General features: G+C 59.2%; 16 protein-coding genes. 6 read left to right on the top strand and 10 right to left on the bottom strand.

Annotation, left to right across the window (positions count from 1 at the left end; genetic code table 11):
• Nucleotides 1-29 precede the first annotated feature (29 nt).
• The 3 genes from BLW70_RS05600 to BLW70_RS05590 all read right to left on the bottom strand — a co-directional run bounded on the left by BLW70_RS05600 (nt 30) and on the right by BLW70_RS05590 (nt 2,564).
• The gene (locus BLW70_RS05600; RefSeq protein ID WP_074872315.1) at nt 30-803 is read right to left on the bottom strand and encodes a MetQ/NlpA family ABC transporter substrate-binding protein; all 774 of its coding nucleotides are present in this window, start codon (nt 801-803) and stop codon (nt 30-32) included.
• A 79-nt stretch (nt 804-882) separates the two neighbouring features.
• Complete coding sequence (locus tag BLW70_RS05595) at nt 883-1,557, bottom strand: methionine ABC transporter permease (RefSeq protein WP_074872313.1); 675 nt, start codon at nt 1,555-1,557, stop codon at nt 883-885.
• Nucleotides 1,557-2,564: a methionine ABC transporter ATP-binding protein gene (locus tag BLW70_RS05590; RefSeq protein ID WP_074872312.1), complete on the bottom strand. Its 1,008-nt coding sequence runs from the start codon at nt 2,562-2,564 to the stop codon at nt 1,557-1,559. The genes BLW70_RS05595 and BLW70_RS05590 overlap by 1 nt, the downstream gene beginning before the upstream one ends.
• Nucleotides 2,565-2,827: 263 nt before the next feature.
• Here BLW70_RS05590 and katE point away from each other — a divergent pair, with 263 nt between their 5' ends.
• Complete coding sequence (gene katE, locus BLW70_RS05585; protein ID WP_074872310.1) at nt 2,828-4,966, top strand: catalase HPII; 2,139 nt, start codon at nt 2,828-2,830, stop codon at nt 4,964-4,966.
• A 121-nt stretch (nt 4,967-5,087) separates the two neighbouring features.
• Here the strand turns inward: katE and BLW70_RS05580 are convergent, their stop codons facing one another.
• From BLW70_RS05580 to zur, 4 genes are read right to left on the bottom strand one after another with little or no spacing between them, the layout of a single operon-like run.
• Nucleotides 5,088-5,804: a PA5502 family lipoprotein gene (locus BLW70_RS05580; RefSeq protein WP_074872309.1), complete on the bottom strand. Its 717-nt coding sequence runs from the start codon at nt 5,802-5,804 to the stop codon at nt 5,088-5,090.
• A gap of 37 nt (nt 5,805-5,841) precedes the next feature.
• Nucleotides 5,842-6,630, bottom strand: a complete 789-nt coding sequence (znuB, locus tag BLW70_RS05575) for a zinc ABC transporter permease subunit ZnuB (RefSeq protein ID WP_074872307.1) — start codon at nt 6,628-6,630, stop codon at nt 5,842-5,844.
• Complete coding sequence (gene znuC / locus BLW70_RS05570; RefSeq protein ID WP_074872306.1) at nt 6,623-7,408, bottom strand: zinc ABC transporter ATP-binding protein ZnuC; 786 nt, start codon at nt 7,406-7,408, stop codon at nt 6,623-6,625. The genes znuB and znuC overlap by 8 nt, the downstream gene beginning before the upstream one ends.
• Nucleotides 7,408-7,890 (bottom strand): zinc uptake transcriptional repressor Zur, encoded by a 483-nt coding sequence (gene zur, locus BLW70_RS05565; protein ID WP_074872304.1) that lies wholly within the window; start codon nt 7,888-7,890, stop codon nt 7,408-7,410. The genes znuC and zur overlap by 1 nt, the downstream gene beginning before the upstream one ends.
• Nucleotides 7,891-7,956: 66 nt before the next feature.
• On the opposite strand from zur, the gene BLW70_RS05560 reads away from it, so the two are divergent.
• Nucleotides 7,957-8,877 (top strand): zinc ABC transporter substrate-binding protein ZnuA, encoded by a 921-nt coding sequence (locus BLW70_RS05560; protein ID WP_074880420.1) that lies wholly within the window; start codon nt 7,957-7,959, stop codon nt 8,875-8,877.
• 119 nt (nt 8,878-8,996) lie between these two features.
• On the opposite strand, the gene BLW70_RS05555 is transcribed toward BLW70_RS05560, so the two are convergent.
• Both BLW70_RS05555 and BLW70_RS05550 read right to left on the bottom strand, forming a co-directional pair.
• On the bottom strand, nt 8,997-9,947 hold the full coding sequence (locus tag BLW70_RS05555) for a homoserine kinase (protein ID WP_046044879.1): 951 nt from the start codon (nt 9,945-9,947) through the stop codon (nt 8,997-8,999).
• A gap of 58 nt (nt 9,948-10,005) precedes the next feature.
• Nucleotides 10,006-10,296, bottom strand: a complete 291-nt coding sequence (locus tag BLW70_RS05550; RefSeq protein ID WP_074872303.1) for a DUF2782 domain-containing protein — start codon at nt 10,294-10,296, stop codon at nt 10,006-10,008.
• Between the two features lie 74 nt (nt 10,297-10,370).
• Here BLW70_RS05550 and polA point away from each other — a divergent pair, with 74 nt between their 5' ends.
• Complete coding sequence (gene polA, locus BLW70_RS05545) at nt 10,371-13,142, top strand: DNA polymerase I (protein WP_074872301.1); 2,772 nt, start codon at nt 10,371-10,373, stop codon at nt 13,140-13,142.
• Between the two features lie 302 nt (nt 13,143-13,444).
• On the opposite strand, the gene yihA is transcribed toward polA, so the two are convergent.
• Nucleotides 13,445-14,086: a ribosome biogenesis GTP-binding protein YihA/YsxC gene (gene yihA / locus BLW70_RS05540; RefSeq protein ID WP_074872299.1), complete on the bottom strand. Its 642-nt coding sequence runs from the start codon at nt 14,084-14,086 to the stop codon at nt 13,445-13,447.
• Nucleotides 14,087-14,277: 191 nt separating this feature from the next.
• Here yihA and BLW70_RS05535 point away from each other — a divergent pair, with 191 nt between their 5' ends.
• The 3 genes from BLW70_RS05535 to BLW70_RS05520 all read left to right on the top strand — a co-directional run bounded on the left by BLW70_RS05535 (nt 14,278) and on the right by BLW70_RS05520 (nt 16,068).
• The gene (locus tag BLW70_RS05535) at nt 14,278-14,568 is read left to right on the top strand and encodes a c-type cytochrome (protein WP_074872298.1); all 291 of its coding nucleotides are present in this window, start codon (nt 14,278-14,280) and stop codon (nt 14,566-14,568) included.
• A 46-nt stretch (nt 14,569-14,614) separates the two neighbouring features.
• Nucleotides 14,615-15,226, top strand: a complete 612-nt coding sequence (locus BLW70_RS05530; protein ID WP_074872296.1) for a c-type cytochrome — start codon at nt 14,615-14,617, stop codon at nt 15,224-15,226.
• 200 nt (nt 15,227-15,426) lie between these two features.
• Nucleotides 15,427-16,068 carry a thiol:disulfide interchange protein DsbA/DsbL gene (locus BLW70_RS05520; protein ID WP_074872292.1) on the top strand — a complete coding sequence of 214 codons (642 nt, stop codon included), beginning with the start codon at nt 15,427-15,429 and terminating at the stop codon, nt 16,066-16,068.
• The last annotated feature ends 3 nt before the right edge of the window (nt 16,069-16,071 follow it).

Genomic DNA, 16,071 nt, shown 5'->3' with positions numbered 1-16,071 from the left:
GTGGGAACGATCGGTTGTAGCGGGTTAATTCAGAACGCCGGCACTACCGCGCCTTTGTACTTCTCGAGGATGAAGGCTTTCACTTCCGGGCTGTGCAAGGCAGCAACCAGTTTCTGCATCGCGGCGCTGTCCTTGTCGTCCGGACGAGCAACGAGGATGTTCACGTAAGGCGAGTCGCTGCCTTCGATGACCAGCGCGTCCTTGGACGGATCAAGCTTGGCTTCCAGCGCGTAGTTGGTGTTGATCAGGGCCAGGTCGACCTGGGTCAGCACGCGCGGGATGGTCGCGGCCTCCAGTTCACGGAATTTCAGGTCCTTGGTGTTCTCGGTGATGTCCTTCACGGTCGCGAGGATGTTATTCGAATCCTTCAACTTGATCAGGCCAGCCTTCGCCAGCAGCAACAGCGCACGGCCGCCGTTGGTGGCGTCGTTCGGGATCACCACGTTGGCGCCGCCTGGCAGCTCGGTCAGCGCTTTGTACTTGCTGGAGTAAGCGCCCAGCGGTTCCAGGTGCACGCCAGCAACGGCCACCAGATTGGTGCCCTTGGCCTTGTTGAATTCATCGAGGTACGGCTGGTGCTGGAAGAAGTTGGCGTCCAGACGTTTTTCCGCCACCTGCACATTCGGCTGGATGTAGTCGGTGAAGACTTTGACCTTCAGGTCCACGCCTTCCTTGGCCAGGGCCGGTTTCACGAATTCGAGGATTTCTGCGTGCGGGACCGGGGTCGCCGCGACAGTCAGGGTATCGGCAGCGTGAGCGGAAAAGGCTGCAACGGCAGCGAACGCGACGAGTAGTTTTTTCATTCAGCTAACTCCTTTTGAGGCGCCTGAATTCGGCGCCTGCCAGCGAATGGCCGGCTCAATTGTCATTTACGAGAACTGTTTATTTCCTGGAAAAATGTACAACCAACTTGTCGCCAACGGTTTGCAGCACCTGAACGATCACCAGCAGCAACATCACCGTCACGACCATCACATCAGGCTGGAAACGCTGGTAACCGAAACGGATCGCCAGGTCGCCCAAACCACCCGCGCCGACGACACCCGCCATCGCCGTGTAGGACACCAGTGTAATGGCTGTCACCGTAATCGCCGCGAAGATGCCTGGGCGGGCTTCCGGCAGCAAGGCATTGGTGATGATCTGCCGGGTCGTCGCGCCCATGGCCTGGGTCGCCTCGATGATGCCGCGATCCACTTCACGCAGGGCGGTTTCCACCAGCCGCGCGAAGAATGGCGTAGCGCCCACTACCAGCGGCGGGATCGCACCAGCGACACCGAGGGACGTACCGGTGATCAACACCGTGAACGGAATCATCACGATCAGCAGAATGATGAACGGCAGCGAACGCAGGATGTTCACCACCAGCGACAGCATCGCGTAGACGCCCCTGGCTTCCAGCAACTGACGCGGGCTGCAGAGGAACAACAGCACGCCCAGGGGCAGGCCGAGCAAAACGGTAAACAACAGCGAACCGAAGAGCATCAGAAAGGTATCGCCGGTGGCCAGCCAGATTTCGTACCAGTCGATATTGACGAAGAAACTTGTCAGGACTTCCATCAGCGCAGCACCTCCATGTGGACGTCAGCTGCAGTGAAGTGGGCGAACGCCGCTTCCATGTCGCCACCGGTAACAGCCAGGGTCAACTGCCCGTAGGGCACGTCTTTGATGCGGTCGATACGACCGGCCAGGATGCTGTAGTCCACACCCGTTTCGCGAGCGACAGTGCCTAGCAATGGTGCGTAGGTCGATTCGCCCTGGAAGGTCAGACGCACGATACGCCCTGGAACATGAGCAAAGTCGTCGCGCTGTTCGCTTTCGTCGATCTGCTCGTCTTCTTGCACGAAGCGCTTGGTGGTCGGGTGTTTCGGATGCAGGAACACCTCAGCCACCGAACCTTGCTCGACGATCACGCCAGCGTCCATCACCGCAACCTGGTCGCAGACGCGGCGGATCACGTCCATCTCGTGGGTGATCAACACGATGGTCAGCTTCAGCTCGCGATTGATCTCGGCCAGCAATTGCAGGACCGACGCCGTGGTCTGCGGGTCCAGTGCGCTGGTGGCTTCGTCGCACAGCAGGATTTTCGGCTTGGTCGCCAGGGCGCGGGCAATGCCGACGCGTTGCTTCTGGCCGCCGGACAACTGCGCCGGGTACTTCCTGGCGTGGTCGGACAGGCCGACTCGTTTCAGCAATTCGGCCACACGCTGGTCGATCTCGCTACGGGACATTTCGCCGGCCAGGGTCAGCGGCAGCGCGACGTTGTCGGCCACGGTCTTGGACGCCAGCAAGTTGAAGTGCTGGAAGATCATCCCGACCTGCTGACGGAAGCGCCGCAGGCTGTTGGCGTCGAGCGCGGTGACTTCTTCGCCGTCGACCAATATCTTGCCGCCACTGGACTCTTCCAGGCGATTGATCAGACGCAGCAGGGTACTTTTTCCCGCGCCGGAATGGCCGATCAGGCCAAAGACCTGACCGTTCTCAATCGTCAGACTGGTCGGATGCAGGGCGGGAATATCCTTACCGGCGACGCGGTAGGTTTTGTGGACGTTTTGAAACTCGATCACGTAGCGAACCTTGTGGGGCGCGTTGGAAAAGGATCAGCGGTTAGCCGGGCGCGCATTTTAGCCTGTCCGTATAGAGGTTATTAGCATTTATTCCGTATTCAACCTTCCATTTGGCAATAACGCGATCAAAGGTTAGAAAAAAGGAACGGCGCAAAACGACATCAGTCACTAATTAGGCAACTCGAAAACGCCCCCGGTCCGTGCCTGGGGTATTGCTCAAGAATCCTGGCTACGGCGGGAATCGCAACGAGGAGTTTTGTCTGATGAGTATTAAAAAACCTGCCGCAACCAAAAGCGCACTGGCCGGGACCGATACCCCGGACCGCGGGAACACCAATGCCAAGCTCGACAGCCTGGAGCAATTTCGTTCCGACGCCACTGATCAGGCCTTGCGCACCAACCAGGGCGTGAAAATCTCGGACAACCAGAACACGTTGAAGGCCGGCGCCCGCGGGCCATCATTGCTGGAAGACTTCATCATGCGTGAAAAGATCACGCATTTTGACCATGAGCGCATTCCCGAGCGCATCGTCCACGCTCGCGGCACCGGTGCTCACGGTTACTTCCAGAGCTATGAAACCCATTCCGTGCTGACCAAGGCCGGGTTCCTACAAGACCCAAACCAAAAAACCCCGGTCTTCGCCCGTTTCTCCACGGTGCAGGGCCCTCGTGGGTCGGGCGATACCGTGCGGGACGTACGAGGTTTCGCGGTGAAGTTTTTCACCGACGAAGGCAACTTCGACCTGGTGGGCAACAACATGCCGGTGTTTTTCATTCAGGATGCGATCAAGTTTCCGGACTTCGTGCATGCGGTAAAACCCGAGCCGCACAATGAGATCCCTACCGGTGGCTCGGCTCACGATACCTTTTGGGATTTTGTCTCTCTGGTGCCGGAGTCGGCGCACATGGTGATCTGGACCATGTCCGACCGGGCGATCCCGAAAAGCCTGCGCAGCATGCAAGGGTTCGGCGTGCACACCTTCCGCCTCATCAATGCCGAAGGTAAATCGCGCTTCGTCAAATTCCACTGGCGCCCCACTGCCGGGACCTGTTCGCTGGTGTGGGATGAAGCGCAGAAACTCGCCGGTAAAGACACCGATTACCACCGCCGCGATCTCTGGGAGTCGATCGAGATGGGCGACTACCCGCAATGGGAACTGGGCGTACAGATCATCGAGGAGGAGAACGAACATACATTCGACTTCGACATCCTCGACCCGACCAAGCTGATCCCGGAAGAACTGGTGCCGATCACCCCACTGGGCAAAATGACCCTCAACCGTAACCCCGACAACTTCTTTGCCGAAACCGAACAGGTCGCCTTCTGCCCTGGACATATCGTGCCGGGAATCGACTTTTCCAACGATCCATTGCTGCAAGGTCGGCTATTTTCCTACACCGATACGCAAATCAGCCGACTCGGTGGACCGAACTTTCACGAGATCCCGATCAACCGTCCGGTGGCACCGTTCCACAATGGTCAACGGGACGCGTTGCATCGCTCCACCATCGACAAGGGCCGCGCGTCTTACGAGCCGAACTCCATTGATAGCGGCTGGCCGAAAGAAACGCCGCCGGCAGCACAAGATGGCGGTTTCGAAAGTTATCCAGAGCGCATTGACGCCAACAAGATCCGTCAGCGCAGCGAATCGTTCAGCGACCACTTCTCCCAGGCGCGGCTGTTTTTCCACAGCATGAGCAAGCACGAGCAAGAGCACATCATCTCGGCGTACAGCTTCGAGCTGGGCAAGGTCGAGAGGGAGTTTATCCGCGCGCGCCAGGTGAATGAGATTCTGGCCAACATTGATCTGGAACTGGCCAAGCGCGTGGCGCAGAACCTGGGGTTGCCCGCGCCCAAAGCCGGGACGGTCGAAGTACGCAAAACCTCACTGGATCGCTCGCCGGCGCTGAGTCAGGCCAACTTGCTGCCGGCGGACATAAAAACCCGCAAAGTGGCCATCCTGGCAGCCAATGGCGTCGATGGTGCGGCGATTGATGCCATGAAGAAAGCGCTGACGGCCGAAGGTGCCCACGCCAAACTGCTCGGCCCGACGTCTGCGCCTGTGACCACCGCCGATGGCAAGCCATTGCCGGTCGATGCGTCGATGGAAGGCTTGCCGTCGGTGGCGTTTGATGCGGTGTTTGTGCCCGGTGGCGCGGCGTCGATCAAGGCGTTGAGCACTGACGGCGTGGCGCTGCATTACGTGCTGGAGGCGTACAAGCACTTGAAAGCGATTGCGCTGCAGGGCGAGGCCAAACAGTTGCTGGATGTGTTGAAGCTCGAGGCTGATGCGGGGTTGATCGTGGGCACGGATGCGAAGTTGATCAAACCGTTTTTTGCCGCGATCGGGCAGCATCGGGTGTGGGACAGGGAGCCGAAAGCCAAGGCGATTCCGGCTTAAGGTTTTGTATCGGTAGTCAGGACGCCATCGCGGGCAAGCCCGCTCCCACAGGGTATGTGGTTGATCACAGACTTGTGATCACCGCCGATCCATTGTGGGAGCGGGCTTGCCCGCGATGCTTTTAGGGTTTACGCGGACTCAAAACCATCTGCGCCGGCACATTGTGCAAAATCTGCTTCTCCAGATTCAGATCAAAATCCGAATCGAGCTTCTTCACGCGTTTGGTCAGCAACGTGGTCAACCAAGGGAAGTCCTGGGTGCGTGGCGCCTGAATGCTCACATCGCACTGGTAATTCACCACATCGGCGGCGATCGCATCCAGTTGGCGACGAAGCTTGGTCATATCCGTCAGGTTCAACGCTACCGTGGTGCTTTCAGCCGTCGGATCAATAACCTTGGCCTGTGGCTTGGCTTCGGCAGCCATGAGCGCAGCTTCGGCTCTATCGAGTTCAGCTTTGCGGGCATCAACAATGGCATTGTTGACCCCACCGGTCAGCGCCGGAGCCTTCGGCATCAACGCCCGAGCACGGCTCAACGCCGTGGCAGCGGCATTCACATCACCTTTTTGCAGCACGATCCGACTGCGGTGCAGATAGGCTTCGGCCAGTTGCCGCTGGTATTGCTCAAGGGATGGATCATTGGGCGACTCGGCCTGCAAGGCCGCCAATTGATCTTCGGCAGTCGCCAGTTCGCTGCTGGCCAGGCTTTGTTGCAGCTGTGCGATGGCCGTGGCCCGTGCACCGCTAGCCTCGGGGGCCGCCGGTGGCGTGCTTTGACAAGCGCCCAGTAGCAATGAAAATGCGACAAGGAGCAGATAACGGGAGGGGAACAGCTTCATTCCTGCGACTCTCTATTTGCGCAAAAAACGAGCAAGTCTACACCCCTCGACGGGGCAGGACAAAACTCAGCAGAAACAGTGCGGCGGCCGTCACAACAATCGATGGGCCCGCCGGGGTGTCCTTGAACCATGACAATGCCAGCCCGCCACAGACCGCGAGCATACCCAGCAGGCTCGCGCCCAGCGCCATCTGCTCCGGTGACCGGGCGTGACGTTGTGCCGCAGCCGCCGGGATGATCAGCAATGACGTAATCAACAACACCCCGACGATTTTCATCGCCACCGCGATCACCACGGCGATCAGCAACATCAGGGTCAAACGCAACGCCGCCACCGGCAGGCCTTCAACCCTGGCCAGCTCTTCATGCACCGTGATGGCCAGCAATGGCCGCCACAACGTCACCAGCAACGCCAGAACGGCCGTGCTGCCGCCGAGTATCCAGGCCAGATCGGTCGGGCTGATCGCCAGCAAGTCGCCGAACAGATAAGCCATCAGGTCGATCCGCACTTCGTGCATGAAGCTTAGTACGACCAGGCCCAAAGAGAGCGTGCTCGGTGCGAGAATTCCCAAAAGCGTGTCAGACGCCAGCGGTTGGCGCTGTTGCAAGGTCACCAGCAACACCGCCAGCAGCAAACAGCCTACGGTGACCGCCACGGTCGGGCTGACATCCAGCAGAAACCCCAGCGCCACGCCGAGCAGCGCGGCATGGGAAAGGGTGTCGCCGAAATAGGCCATGCGCCGCCAGACCACGAACGAACCCAGAGGGCCCGCGACCAACGCCAGGGCCAGGCCTGCAAGCAGGGCGTAGAGCAGAAAATCAGCCATGCTTGCAGCTATCTCCGTGAACGTGGGTAGAGACCGATGGGACGGCGCTGACCACCGAGCCATGCAAGTCATGGGCGTGGTCGTGATGGTGGTGATAAATCGCCAGGCTTTGTGCGTTCTTTCCGAACAGCTCGACGAAAGCCGGATCACTACTGACTTGCTCGGGATGACCGGAGCAGCAGACGTGACGGTTGAGGCAGACCACCTGGTCGGTGGTACTCATTACCAGGTGCAGATCGTGAGACACCATCAACACGCCGCAGCCGTGACGGTCGCGCAATCGCGTGATCAGGCTGTAGAGCTCGGCCTGTCCGGCCACATCGACGCCTTGCACAGGTTCGTCGAGCACCAGCAGTTCCGGCTCGCGCAGCAATGCCCGGGCCAGCAGCACCCGCTGCATTTCGCCGCCGGAAACACTTTGCACCGGACTGTCGATCACCTGTTCGGCGCCGACTTCCTTGAGTGCCGACAAGGCCATGGCGCGGTCCACGCCCGGCACCAGACGCAAGAAGCGCAGCACCGACAGCGGCAGCGTCGGATCGACGTGAAGTTTTTGCGGCATGTAGCCGACCCGCAGTTTCGGCTTGCGCCACACGCTGCCACTGTCCGGTTTCAACAGACCAAGTACAGCGCGAACCAGCGTGGTCTTGCCGGCGCCGTTAGGGCCGATCAGGGTGACGATCTGCCCGGGCTCGACGCTCAGCTCGATGTTATCCAGCACGTTTTGCCCGGCAAAGGTGACGGCAACCTGCTCGAGGCGGATCAGCGCGTTGCTCATCAAACCCCCTGGCAACCCGAACAGAGGCCGACCACTTCAACAGTCTGGCCTTCAACGACAAATCCGACATCCTTGGCGCTACTGATGATCGCGTCGCTGATGGATTTCTGTTCGAGCTCGATGGCGGCGTGGCATTCGCGGCAAATCAGGAACTGGCCTTGGTGAGCGTGTCCCGGGTGATTGCAGCCGACAAAGGCGTTCAGCGAGGAGATGCGGTGTACCAGGCCGTTTTCCAGCAGGAAGTCCAGCGCACGGTACACAGTGGGCGGCGCCGCACGGCGGCCATCCTGCTCGCTGAGTACGGCGAGAATGTCGTAGGCACCCAACGGTTTGTGGCTTTGCCAGACCAGTTCCAGCACCCGTCGGCGCAAGGCGGTCAGGCGCAGGCCTTGACGTGCGCACAGGACATCGGCCTCAGACAATGCGCTATGGACGCAATGAGAGTGGTCGTGGGGACGGCTGGCAATCGGTGTTTTAGGCATGAGCGGCGACGAGTTTTGTGAGAGACGTTATTATGTTACCCGTTCTCGCCTCTTCGAGTGGTCATCGTGTCCCGACTTTTTTCTATCTTTGTCGCATTTGTCGCCAGTTTTCTGCTGATCGGTTCAGCTCATGCCGAAGTCAAAGTTCTCACCAGTATCAAGCCTCTACAGCTGATCGCCGCGGCGGTGCAGGACGGCGTGGCGATTCCGGAAGTCTTGCTGCCGCCCGGTGCCTCGCCTCATAACTATGCCTTGCGCCCATCCGACGTACGGAAGGTGCAATCGGTGGATCTGGTTTACTGGATCGGTCCGAGCATGGAAGGTTTCCTGCCCCGCGTGCTGAATGGTCGTACGCTACCCAGCGTCGCCGTGCAGGATCTGCCGGGCCTGAAACTGCGACATTTCGCCGAAGAAAGCCACTCACACGCCGATGAAGCCGACGAGCATGATCACGATCACCGCCCCGGCAGCCTGGACGCGCACTTGTGGCTTTCGCCGGTCAACGCCCGTGTCATTGCCACAAAAATGGCCGCTGATTTGAGTGCAGCCGATCCGGCCAATGCCGCGCGTTATCAGAGCAACCTCAAGGCGTTCGATGAGCGCCTGGACGCCATGGATCTTCGCTTGAAGGCGCGCCTGGCCGGCATCGCGGGCAAACCGTACTTCGTATTCCACGAGGCCTTCGACTACTTTGAAGACGCCTACGGCCTCAAGCATGCCGGCGTATTCAGCGTCGCCGCCGAGGTCCAGCCCGGTGCCCAGCACGTCGCGGCGATGCGCACTCGATTAGAGGAAGTCGGCAAAACCTGCGTGTTCAGCGAACCGCCTCTGCGCCCGCGCCTGGCGGAAACCCTGGTGGCGGGTCTGCCGGTGAAGCTGGCGGAACTGGACGCGCTGGGCGGTTACACGCCAGCGACCGCCCAGGGGTATGAGCAGGTGCTGGAGAAATTGGGGAATGATTTGGCGGGGTGTCTGGAGTCGTTGTAAGCGTCCCGTAGACCTGTGGCGAGGGGGCTTGCCCCCGTTGGAGCGCGAAGCGCTCCCCTGCAAATTCATTAAGCGGGGCTGCTTCGCAACCCGACGGGGGCAAGCCCCCTCACCACAATTTAAAGCGCGAACGGCAGCGGCGTGCTGACCTTCTGCCGCTGCGCCAGACGCTGCTGAAATTCCATCGGATCGTGAATCAACACGTCCTGCCCGGCAAACGACTCGGCGGCGATCAACCGCGACAACCAGAACCGCACACACGCCACTCGGAGCATGGTCGGCCACAATTCCGCCTCGGCCGCCGTGAACGGTCGCAGCGCTGCATAAGCGCCAAGCAACGCCCTAGCCCGCGGCCCGTCGATCAACCCGCTCTCGTCCGAACACCAGTCGTTCAAGGCGATCGCCACGTCGTAGAGCATTGGCCCCGAACACGCGTTATAGAAGTCGATCAACCCGGTCAGGTGCGTGCCTTCGAACATCGCGTTATCGCGGAACAGGTCGGCGTGGATATTGGCTCGCGGCAGCGCCAGAATTTTCGTCTTCTGTTGTGTAATTTCGTCCAGCGCCCGTTGCAGCAAATCGCTTTGCTCGGCATTGAGGTGCGACAGCAACTGCGTGCCCTCTTCCAGCATCCAGTCCAGGCCGCGATCGGTCTTGCGCTTGATCATGTTGGCCTGGGTCGCCAGATGCAGATGGCCGAGCAACTCGCCCACTTGAGCGCAATGCTGCGCATTGGCTTCCTTGATGTGCTTGCCGGCCAGACGTGGCTGCAACAGCGCAGGTTTGCCGGCCAGTTCGCGCAAGGCGACGCCATCGGTGGTGCGCAAGGCATAAGGCACAGGCAGGTCGGCGTCATGCAGCACGTCGAGCAGTTCAATGAAGAACGGCATCTCCTGAACCGGACCGCGCTCAACCAGGGTCAGGACAAATTCGCCCTGCTCCAGGCTGATGAAGAAATTGGTGTTTTCGCTACCGGCGGCAATCCCCTGGAAATCAAGCAGGCGGCCGAGCCCGTAAGGGGCGAGAAAGGTTTCCAGCTCGGGCCGAGCCAGCGGGGTGAACACAGACATGTTTGAACTGCCAGTACGGGCGCCGCTGCTTGAGCCAGCGCCGATTGAAATTAAGAAACTACTTCCACTCAAAGATCTTCCACGACGGAATCAGCATATCCGGCTGATCCGAGCGGATGAAATTTGCATCGGTCCCGTCCGCGCGCACCAGGAAATACGGTGGTGCGCCCTTCGGGGTGACCTTGATTGCATACAGGAAACCGTTTTGACGGTACTCCTGGATGGTTTTATCCCCTTCCGTGCGGATAGTGACTTCCGGCTCTGGTGTCGGTGCATCGTCCGCCGCCATGACGGCCAACGGAACGGTTACAAACAAGCCAGCCAGCAACAGGCGATTTAGTGTGCGCATGATAACCTTGTCCCTTTGTCGTCAACGGTCCCGCTATTCTAGCGCCGGACCCGCCGAAAAGGTTGATCCTGCTCATGAGCCAAGCCCCCCTCGTCCTGGTGGACGGTTCTTCTTACCTGTACCGCGCCTTTCATGCCCTCCCACCACTGACCACGTCCAAAGGTCTGCCGACCGGTGCGGTCAAGGGCGTATTGAACATGCTCAAGAGTCTGCGCAAGCAGTATCCGGACAGTCCGTTCGCTGTGGTGTTCGACGCCAAGGGCGGGACATTCCGCGACGAGATGTTCGCCGAATACAAGGCCAACCGCCCGAGCATGCCCGACGACATGCGGGTTCAGATCGAGCCGCTGCACCAGAGCGTGATCGCCCTGGGCTTTCCATTGTTGTGCGTCGAAGGCGTCGAAGCCGATGACGTGATCGGCACCCTGGCCCGCAGCAGTGCGGCAGCCGACCGTCCGGTGGTGATCTCCACTGGCGACAAGGACATGGCACAGCTGGTCGACGGCCACATTACCTTGGTCAATACCATGACCGGTAGCGCGCTGGACGTGGAAGGCGTGAAGGAGAAATTCGGCGTCGCTCCCGAGCAGATCATCGATTACCTGGCACTCATGGGCGATTCTTCCGACAACATTCCGGGCGTTCCGGGCATTGGCCCGAAGACTGCTTCCGGCCTGTTGGTCGGTGTGAACGGCGGCCTGACCGAGCTCTATGCGCAGCTCGACATCGTCCCGACCTTGCCGATTCGCGGGGCCAAAACCCTGCCGGCCAAGCTCGAAGAGCACAAGGAGATGGCCTTTCTCTCCTATCAGTTGGCAACCATCAAGATCGACGTGCCGCTGGATATCGGCCTCGACGACCTGCGAATGGGCAAGCCGGATCACGACAAGCTCGCCGAACTCTACACCTTGCTGGAGTTCAAGAGCTGGTTCGAAGAGAACCAGCGCGACGCCAAGCGTTCCGGCCAGGAAGTCGTCGCGCCGGTGGCTGAAGAAGCGGCTGTCGGCACCGAACTCAACTACACAACGATCCTCACCCAGGCTGATTTCGACCTGTGGCTGAAGAAGCTCAACGACGCCAAGCTGATTGCCTTCGACACCGAAACCACCGGCATCGATGCGCAGCAGGCGCAACTGGTGGGCCTGTCTTTCGCTGTACAAGCCAACGAAGCGGCCTACATCCCGCTGACTCATTCCTACATGGGTGTGCCGGATCAGCTCGATCGCGACACCGTGCTGCGCGCGCTGAAGCCAATCCTGGAAGACCCGAGCAAACTCAAGGTCGGACAGCACGCCAAGTTCGACATGAACATCCTGGCCAACTGTGCCATCGGTGGCGATCAGAGTTGTGGCATCACCGTGCAAGGCGTCGCTTTCGACACGATGCTCGAATCCTACGTGCTGGACTCCACCGCGACCCGCCACGACATGGACAGCCTGGCGCTCAAGTACCTGAATCACACCACCACCGGTTTTCAGGACATCGCCGGCAAAGGCGCCAAACAGCTGACATTTGACCAAATCTCCCTGGAACTGGCCGGACCTTACGCCGCCGAAGACGCCGACGTAACGCTGCGCCTGCATCAAACCCTGCTGGAAAAACTCGACGCCATCCCGAGCCTGAGCAAGGTCCTGAGCGAAATCGAAATGCCGTTAGTGCCGGTGCTGGCGCGGATCGAACGCCAAGGCGCGCTGGTCGATGCCAACCTGCTGGGCATTCAGAGCGTTGAGCTGGGCGAGAAAATGGTCGCCCTCGAGCGTGAGGCGTTCGCCATTGCCGGGGAAGAATTCAACCTCGGCTCACCGAAGCAATTGGGCGTGATCCTGTACGAAAAGCTCGGCCTGCCAATCCTCAGCAAAACCGCCAAGGGCCAGGCGTCTACCGCCGAAGCCGTGCTGGCGGAACTGGCCGAACAGGATTTCCCGCTGCCCAAAGTGCTGATGCAGTACCGCTCGATGAGCAAGCTGAAAAGCACCTACACCGATCGTCTACCAGAGCAGATCAACCCGCGCACCGGGCGAATTCATACCTCTTACCATCAGGCCGTCGCGGCAACCGGGCGCTTGTCGTCCAGTGACCCGAACCTGCAGAACATTCCGATCCGCACCGCTGAAGGGCGGCGGATTCGTCAGGCGTTCGTCGCCCCCAAAGGCTACAAGCTGCTGGCAGCAGACTATTCGCAAATCGAATTGCGAATCATGGCTCACCTGGCCAAGGATGAAGGTTTGCTGCACGCGTTCCGCAACAATCTGGACGTGCACAAAGCCACCGCCGCGGAAGTCTTCGGGGTTGAACTGGCAGACGTCACCACCGACCAACGGCGCAGCGCCAAGGCGATCAACTTCGGTTTGATCTACGGAATGAGCGCGTTTGGCCTGGCCAAACAGATTGGTGTTGATCGCAAGCAATCCCAGGCCTACATCGACCGTTACTTCGCCCGTTACCCAGGCGTGCTGGAATACATGGAGCGCACCCGCGCCCAGGCCGCCGAACAAGGTTTCGTCGAAACCATCTTCGGTCGTCGCCTGTACCTGCCGGAAATCAACGCGAAAAACCCGGCACTGCGAAAAGGTGCCGAACGCACGGCGATCAACGCCCCGATGCAAGGCACTGCGGCGGACATCATAAAGAAAGCCATGATTGCCGTGGACAGCTGGCTGACAGCGTCAGGCCTCGACGCCAAAGTCATCCTGCAGGTGCACGATGAATTGGTTCTGGAAGTGCGTGAGGATTTGGTCGATCAGGTCCGCGATGAAATTCGCGTGCACATGAGCGACGCAGCGAAGCTTGATGTGCCGTTGCTGGTAGAGGTTGGCGTAGGAAATAACTGGGATGAGGCTCACTGAACCGTCTGAAAAAAGTGTTTTCCGCTGCGGCATAGTGCCGCGGCAGAAAGACCGAAGGGCGCTTAGTTCGGAAAATTCGAAGGCCTATTCCAAAGGCTTTTTAAAAAATTCTGAACTAATCGTCGGAATCGCCACTCAGAGTTACTGAATGGGTGGTGAAGCCCTTCGATGCTCCTAATGTTGTGTTAAGTGTTGGCAGATATCTGGACCCCGCCCTAGCGGTCCGGAACTTGAACCCCGGAACTTCCCCCTCCCCATAAGAAGTCCGGGGTTTTTTTTGCCCGCGGTTTTTATAAACGAGCTTACTCCGCGAGCTCGGAGCCCTTGTCCGCCAGCTCCATCCAACCTGCCAGTACAGTGTAGGCGTCTTCCAGACCCAGGCGTTTTGGCGCCGAGAACAGCTGGATGCTGATCGCATCTCCCCAACCCTTGCGGATGTCTGCCTGAACCTTGAGCAGGACATTTTTTGCCGCGCCGTAAGTCAGCTTGTCGGCTTTGGTCAGCAAAATGTGCATCGGCATGCCGCTGGCGACAGCCCAGTCGAGCATCAGCAGGTCGAAGTCGGTCATTGGATGACGGATGTCCATCATCAAAATCAGCCCTTTCAAACTCTCACGACCACCCAGATAGGCTTCCAGGTGACGCTGCCAGTGCAGCTTCAACGGGATAGGCACTTTCGCGTAACCGTACCCCGGCAAGTCGACCAGACGACGATCATCGTCTAGCTTGAAGAAGTTCAAGAGCTGTGTGCGACCTGGAGTTTTCGAGGTCCGCGCAAGGCTGGCGTGCGTCAGGGTGTTCAGCGCACTGGACTTGCCGGCGTTGGAACGCCCGGCGAAGGCCACTTCAAAGCCTTCGTCGTCGGGGCATTGATCGACTTTGGCAGCGCTGAGCATGAAGGTGGACTGTTGGCACAGGCCGAGGATGGGGTTCTTGAGTTGCATGGGATTTCCGATGTGGGCGGCGCCGGGAATGGACGCGGCGAGCAGTGTCGTTTCCGTTTCAGTGACGCCAGTATATAATGCCGCAGATTTTGTGTGCGCTTTGTCCCAGCGTAGGATGAAGTTCACGAGAGCGATTGACCTTGATTGCGCACTAGAACGCAGAACGCTCTCAACCCTGAAAAGGTCGTTTTATGACGAAATGGCTGCTAGCTGCCGGTATCTTGATGCCGCTTTACAGCGCTCAGGCTACACAGGATCCGGAAGCTGTGTACAACCGTGTTTGTGGTGCCTGTCATTCCGGCCAACTACCCATGGCCCCCAAAAAGGGCGATCAGGAAGCTTGGACGCCGAGGTTGGCGAAAGGTATGGAGACGCTGGTGCAACACGTGACCCAGGGTTTCAAGGCGATGCCGCCGCGTGGTTTGTGCATGGACTGCAGTGCCGAGGATTACCAAGCAATCATCCAGTGGATGAGCGAGTGATCCCGGTCCATAACTCTTTAACCCTTAGCCGTAGTTGGATTAGCTGATGAACAAATTGATCGTGAGTCTGCTGTTGACCGTGGGGATCTCCGGCATTGCCCATGCTGCAGGTGATGCGACTGCTGGTCAGGCGAAAGCCGCAGTATGTGGCGCCTGTCATGGCCCGGATGGCAACAGTATGGCGCCTAACTTTCCGAAACTGGCAGGCCAGGGCGAGCGTTATCTGAACAAGCAGCTACACGACATCAAGTCCGGCAAACGCACGGTACTGGAAATGACAGGCCTGCTGACCAACCTGAGCGATCAGGACCTGGCCGATATCTCCGCCTACTTCGCCAGCCAGAAAGGCAGCGTTGGCGCCGCCGATCCGAAAGTCGTCTCTCGCGGTGAAGCACTGTTCCGCGGCGGCGATCTGGCCAAGGGCCTGCCAGCCTGCACCGGTTGCCACTCGCCGGATGGTAAAGGCAACGCAGCTGCCGGCTTCCCGCACCTGGGCGGCCAACATGCTCAATACATCGCCAAGCAACTGACCGACTTCCGCAAGGAAGAGGCCGGCCGCACCAACGATGGCGATACCAAGCCAATGCAGAGCATTTCCAAAAAGCTGAGCGACGAAGATATCGCAGCGGTGTCCAGCTACATTCAAGGCCTGCACTAAGACCGACGAATCGGGCGTTGCGCGAGGTGTACACCTCTCGCAACGTTAACGCTCGATTAATCCGTCGATGCAAGCATAAAAAGGGTGGCTTTGGCCGCCCTTTTTTGTGGCCGCTGCCGTTACACTACAGAACTCAAGCCCGCCAGTACCTGTCTGAAAACAGGTCGCGCGAGGCGACCAAAATTGTCCAGGAGTAAAGCATGCGTAATCTGATCATCAGCGCCGCACTCGTCGCTGCCAGCCTGTTCGGCATGACCGCCCAGGCTGCTGAAGCACCCGCCGCCCCATACGTCGAACTGACTAACGCGGTTCCGGTGGCTGTACCTGGCAAGATCGAAGTGGTGGAGTTGTTCTGGTACGGCTGCCCGCACTGCTATTCATTCGAACCGGTGATCAATCCTTGGGTTGAAAAACTCCCTTCCGATGTCAATTTCGTGCGTATTCCGGCCCTGTTCGGCGGCCCTTGGGACGCCCACGGGCAAATGTTTCTGACCCTGCAAAGCATGGGTGTCGAGCATAGCGTGCACGCTGCGGTGTTCAACGCCATCCAGAAGGAACACAAGAAACTGACCGACAAGGACGAAATGGCTGACTTCCTGGCGACCCAAGGCGTAGACAAGGACAAGTTCCTCGCTACCTTCGACTCCTTCGCCATCAAGGGTCAGATGACCAAGGCTCGCGAACTGGCCAAGAAGTATGAAATCTCGGGTGTTCCAACCATGATCGTCAACGGCAAGTATCGCTTCGACGTTGGCTCTGCCGGCGGTGCCGAACAAGCTCTGCAGTTGGCCGACAAACTGGTCGACAAAGAGCGAGCGGCTAACAAGGCTGCTGCCAACTAAGCG

Source organism: Pseudomonas frederiksbergensis, assembly GCF_900105495.1.
Lineage (GTDB): Bacteria > Pseudomonadota > Gammaproteobacteria > Pseudomonadales > Pseudomonadaceae > Aquipseudomonas > Aquipseudomonas frederiksbergensis.
Note: the sequence above shows the minus strand (reverse complement) of the source record. Positions and strands in the feature narration are given on the sequence as shown.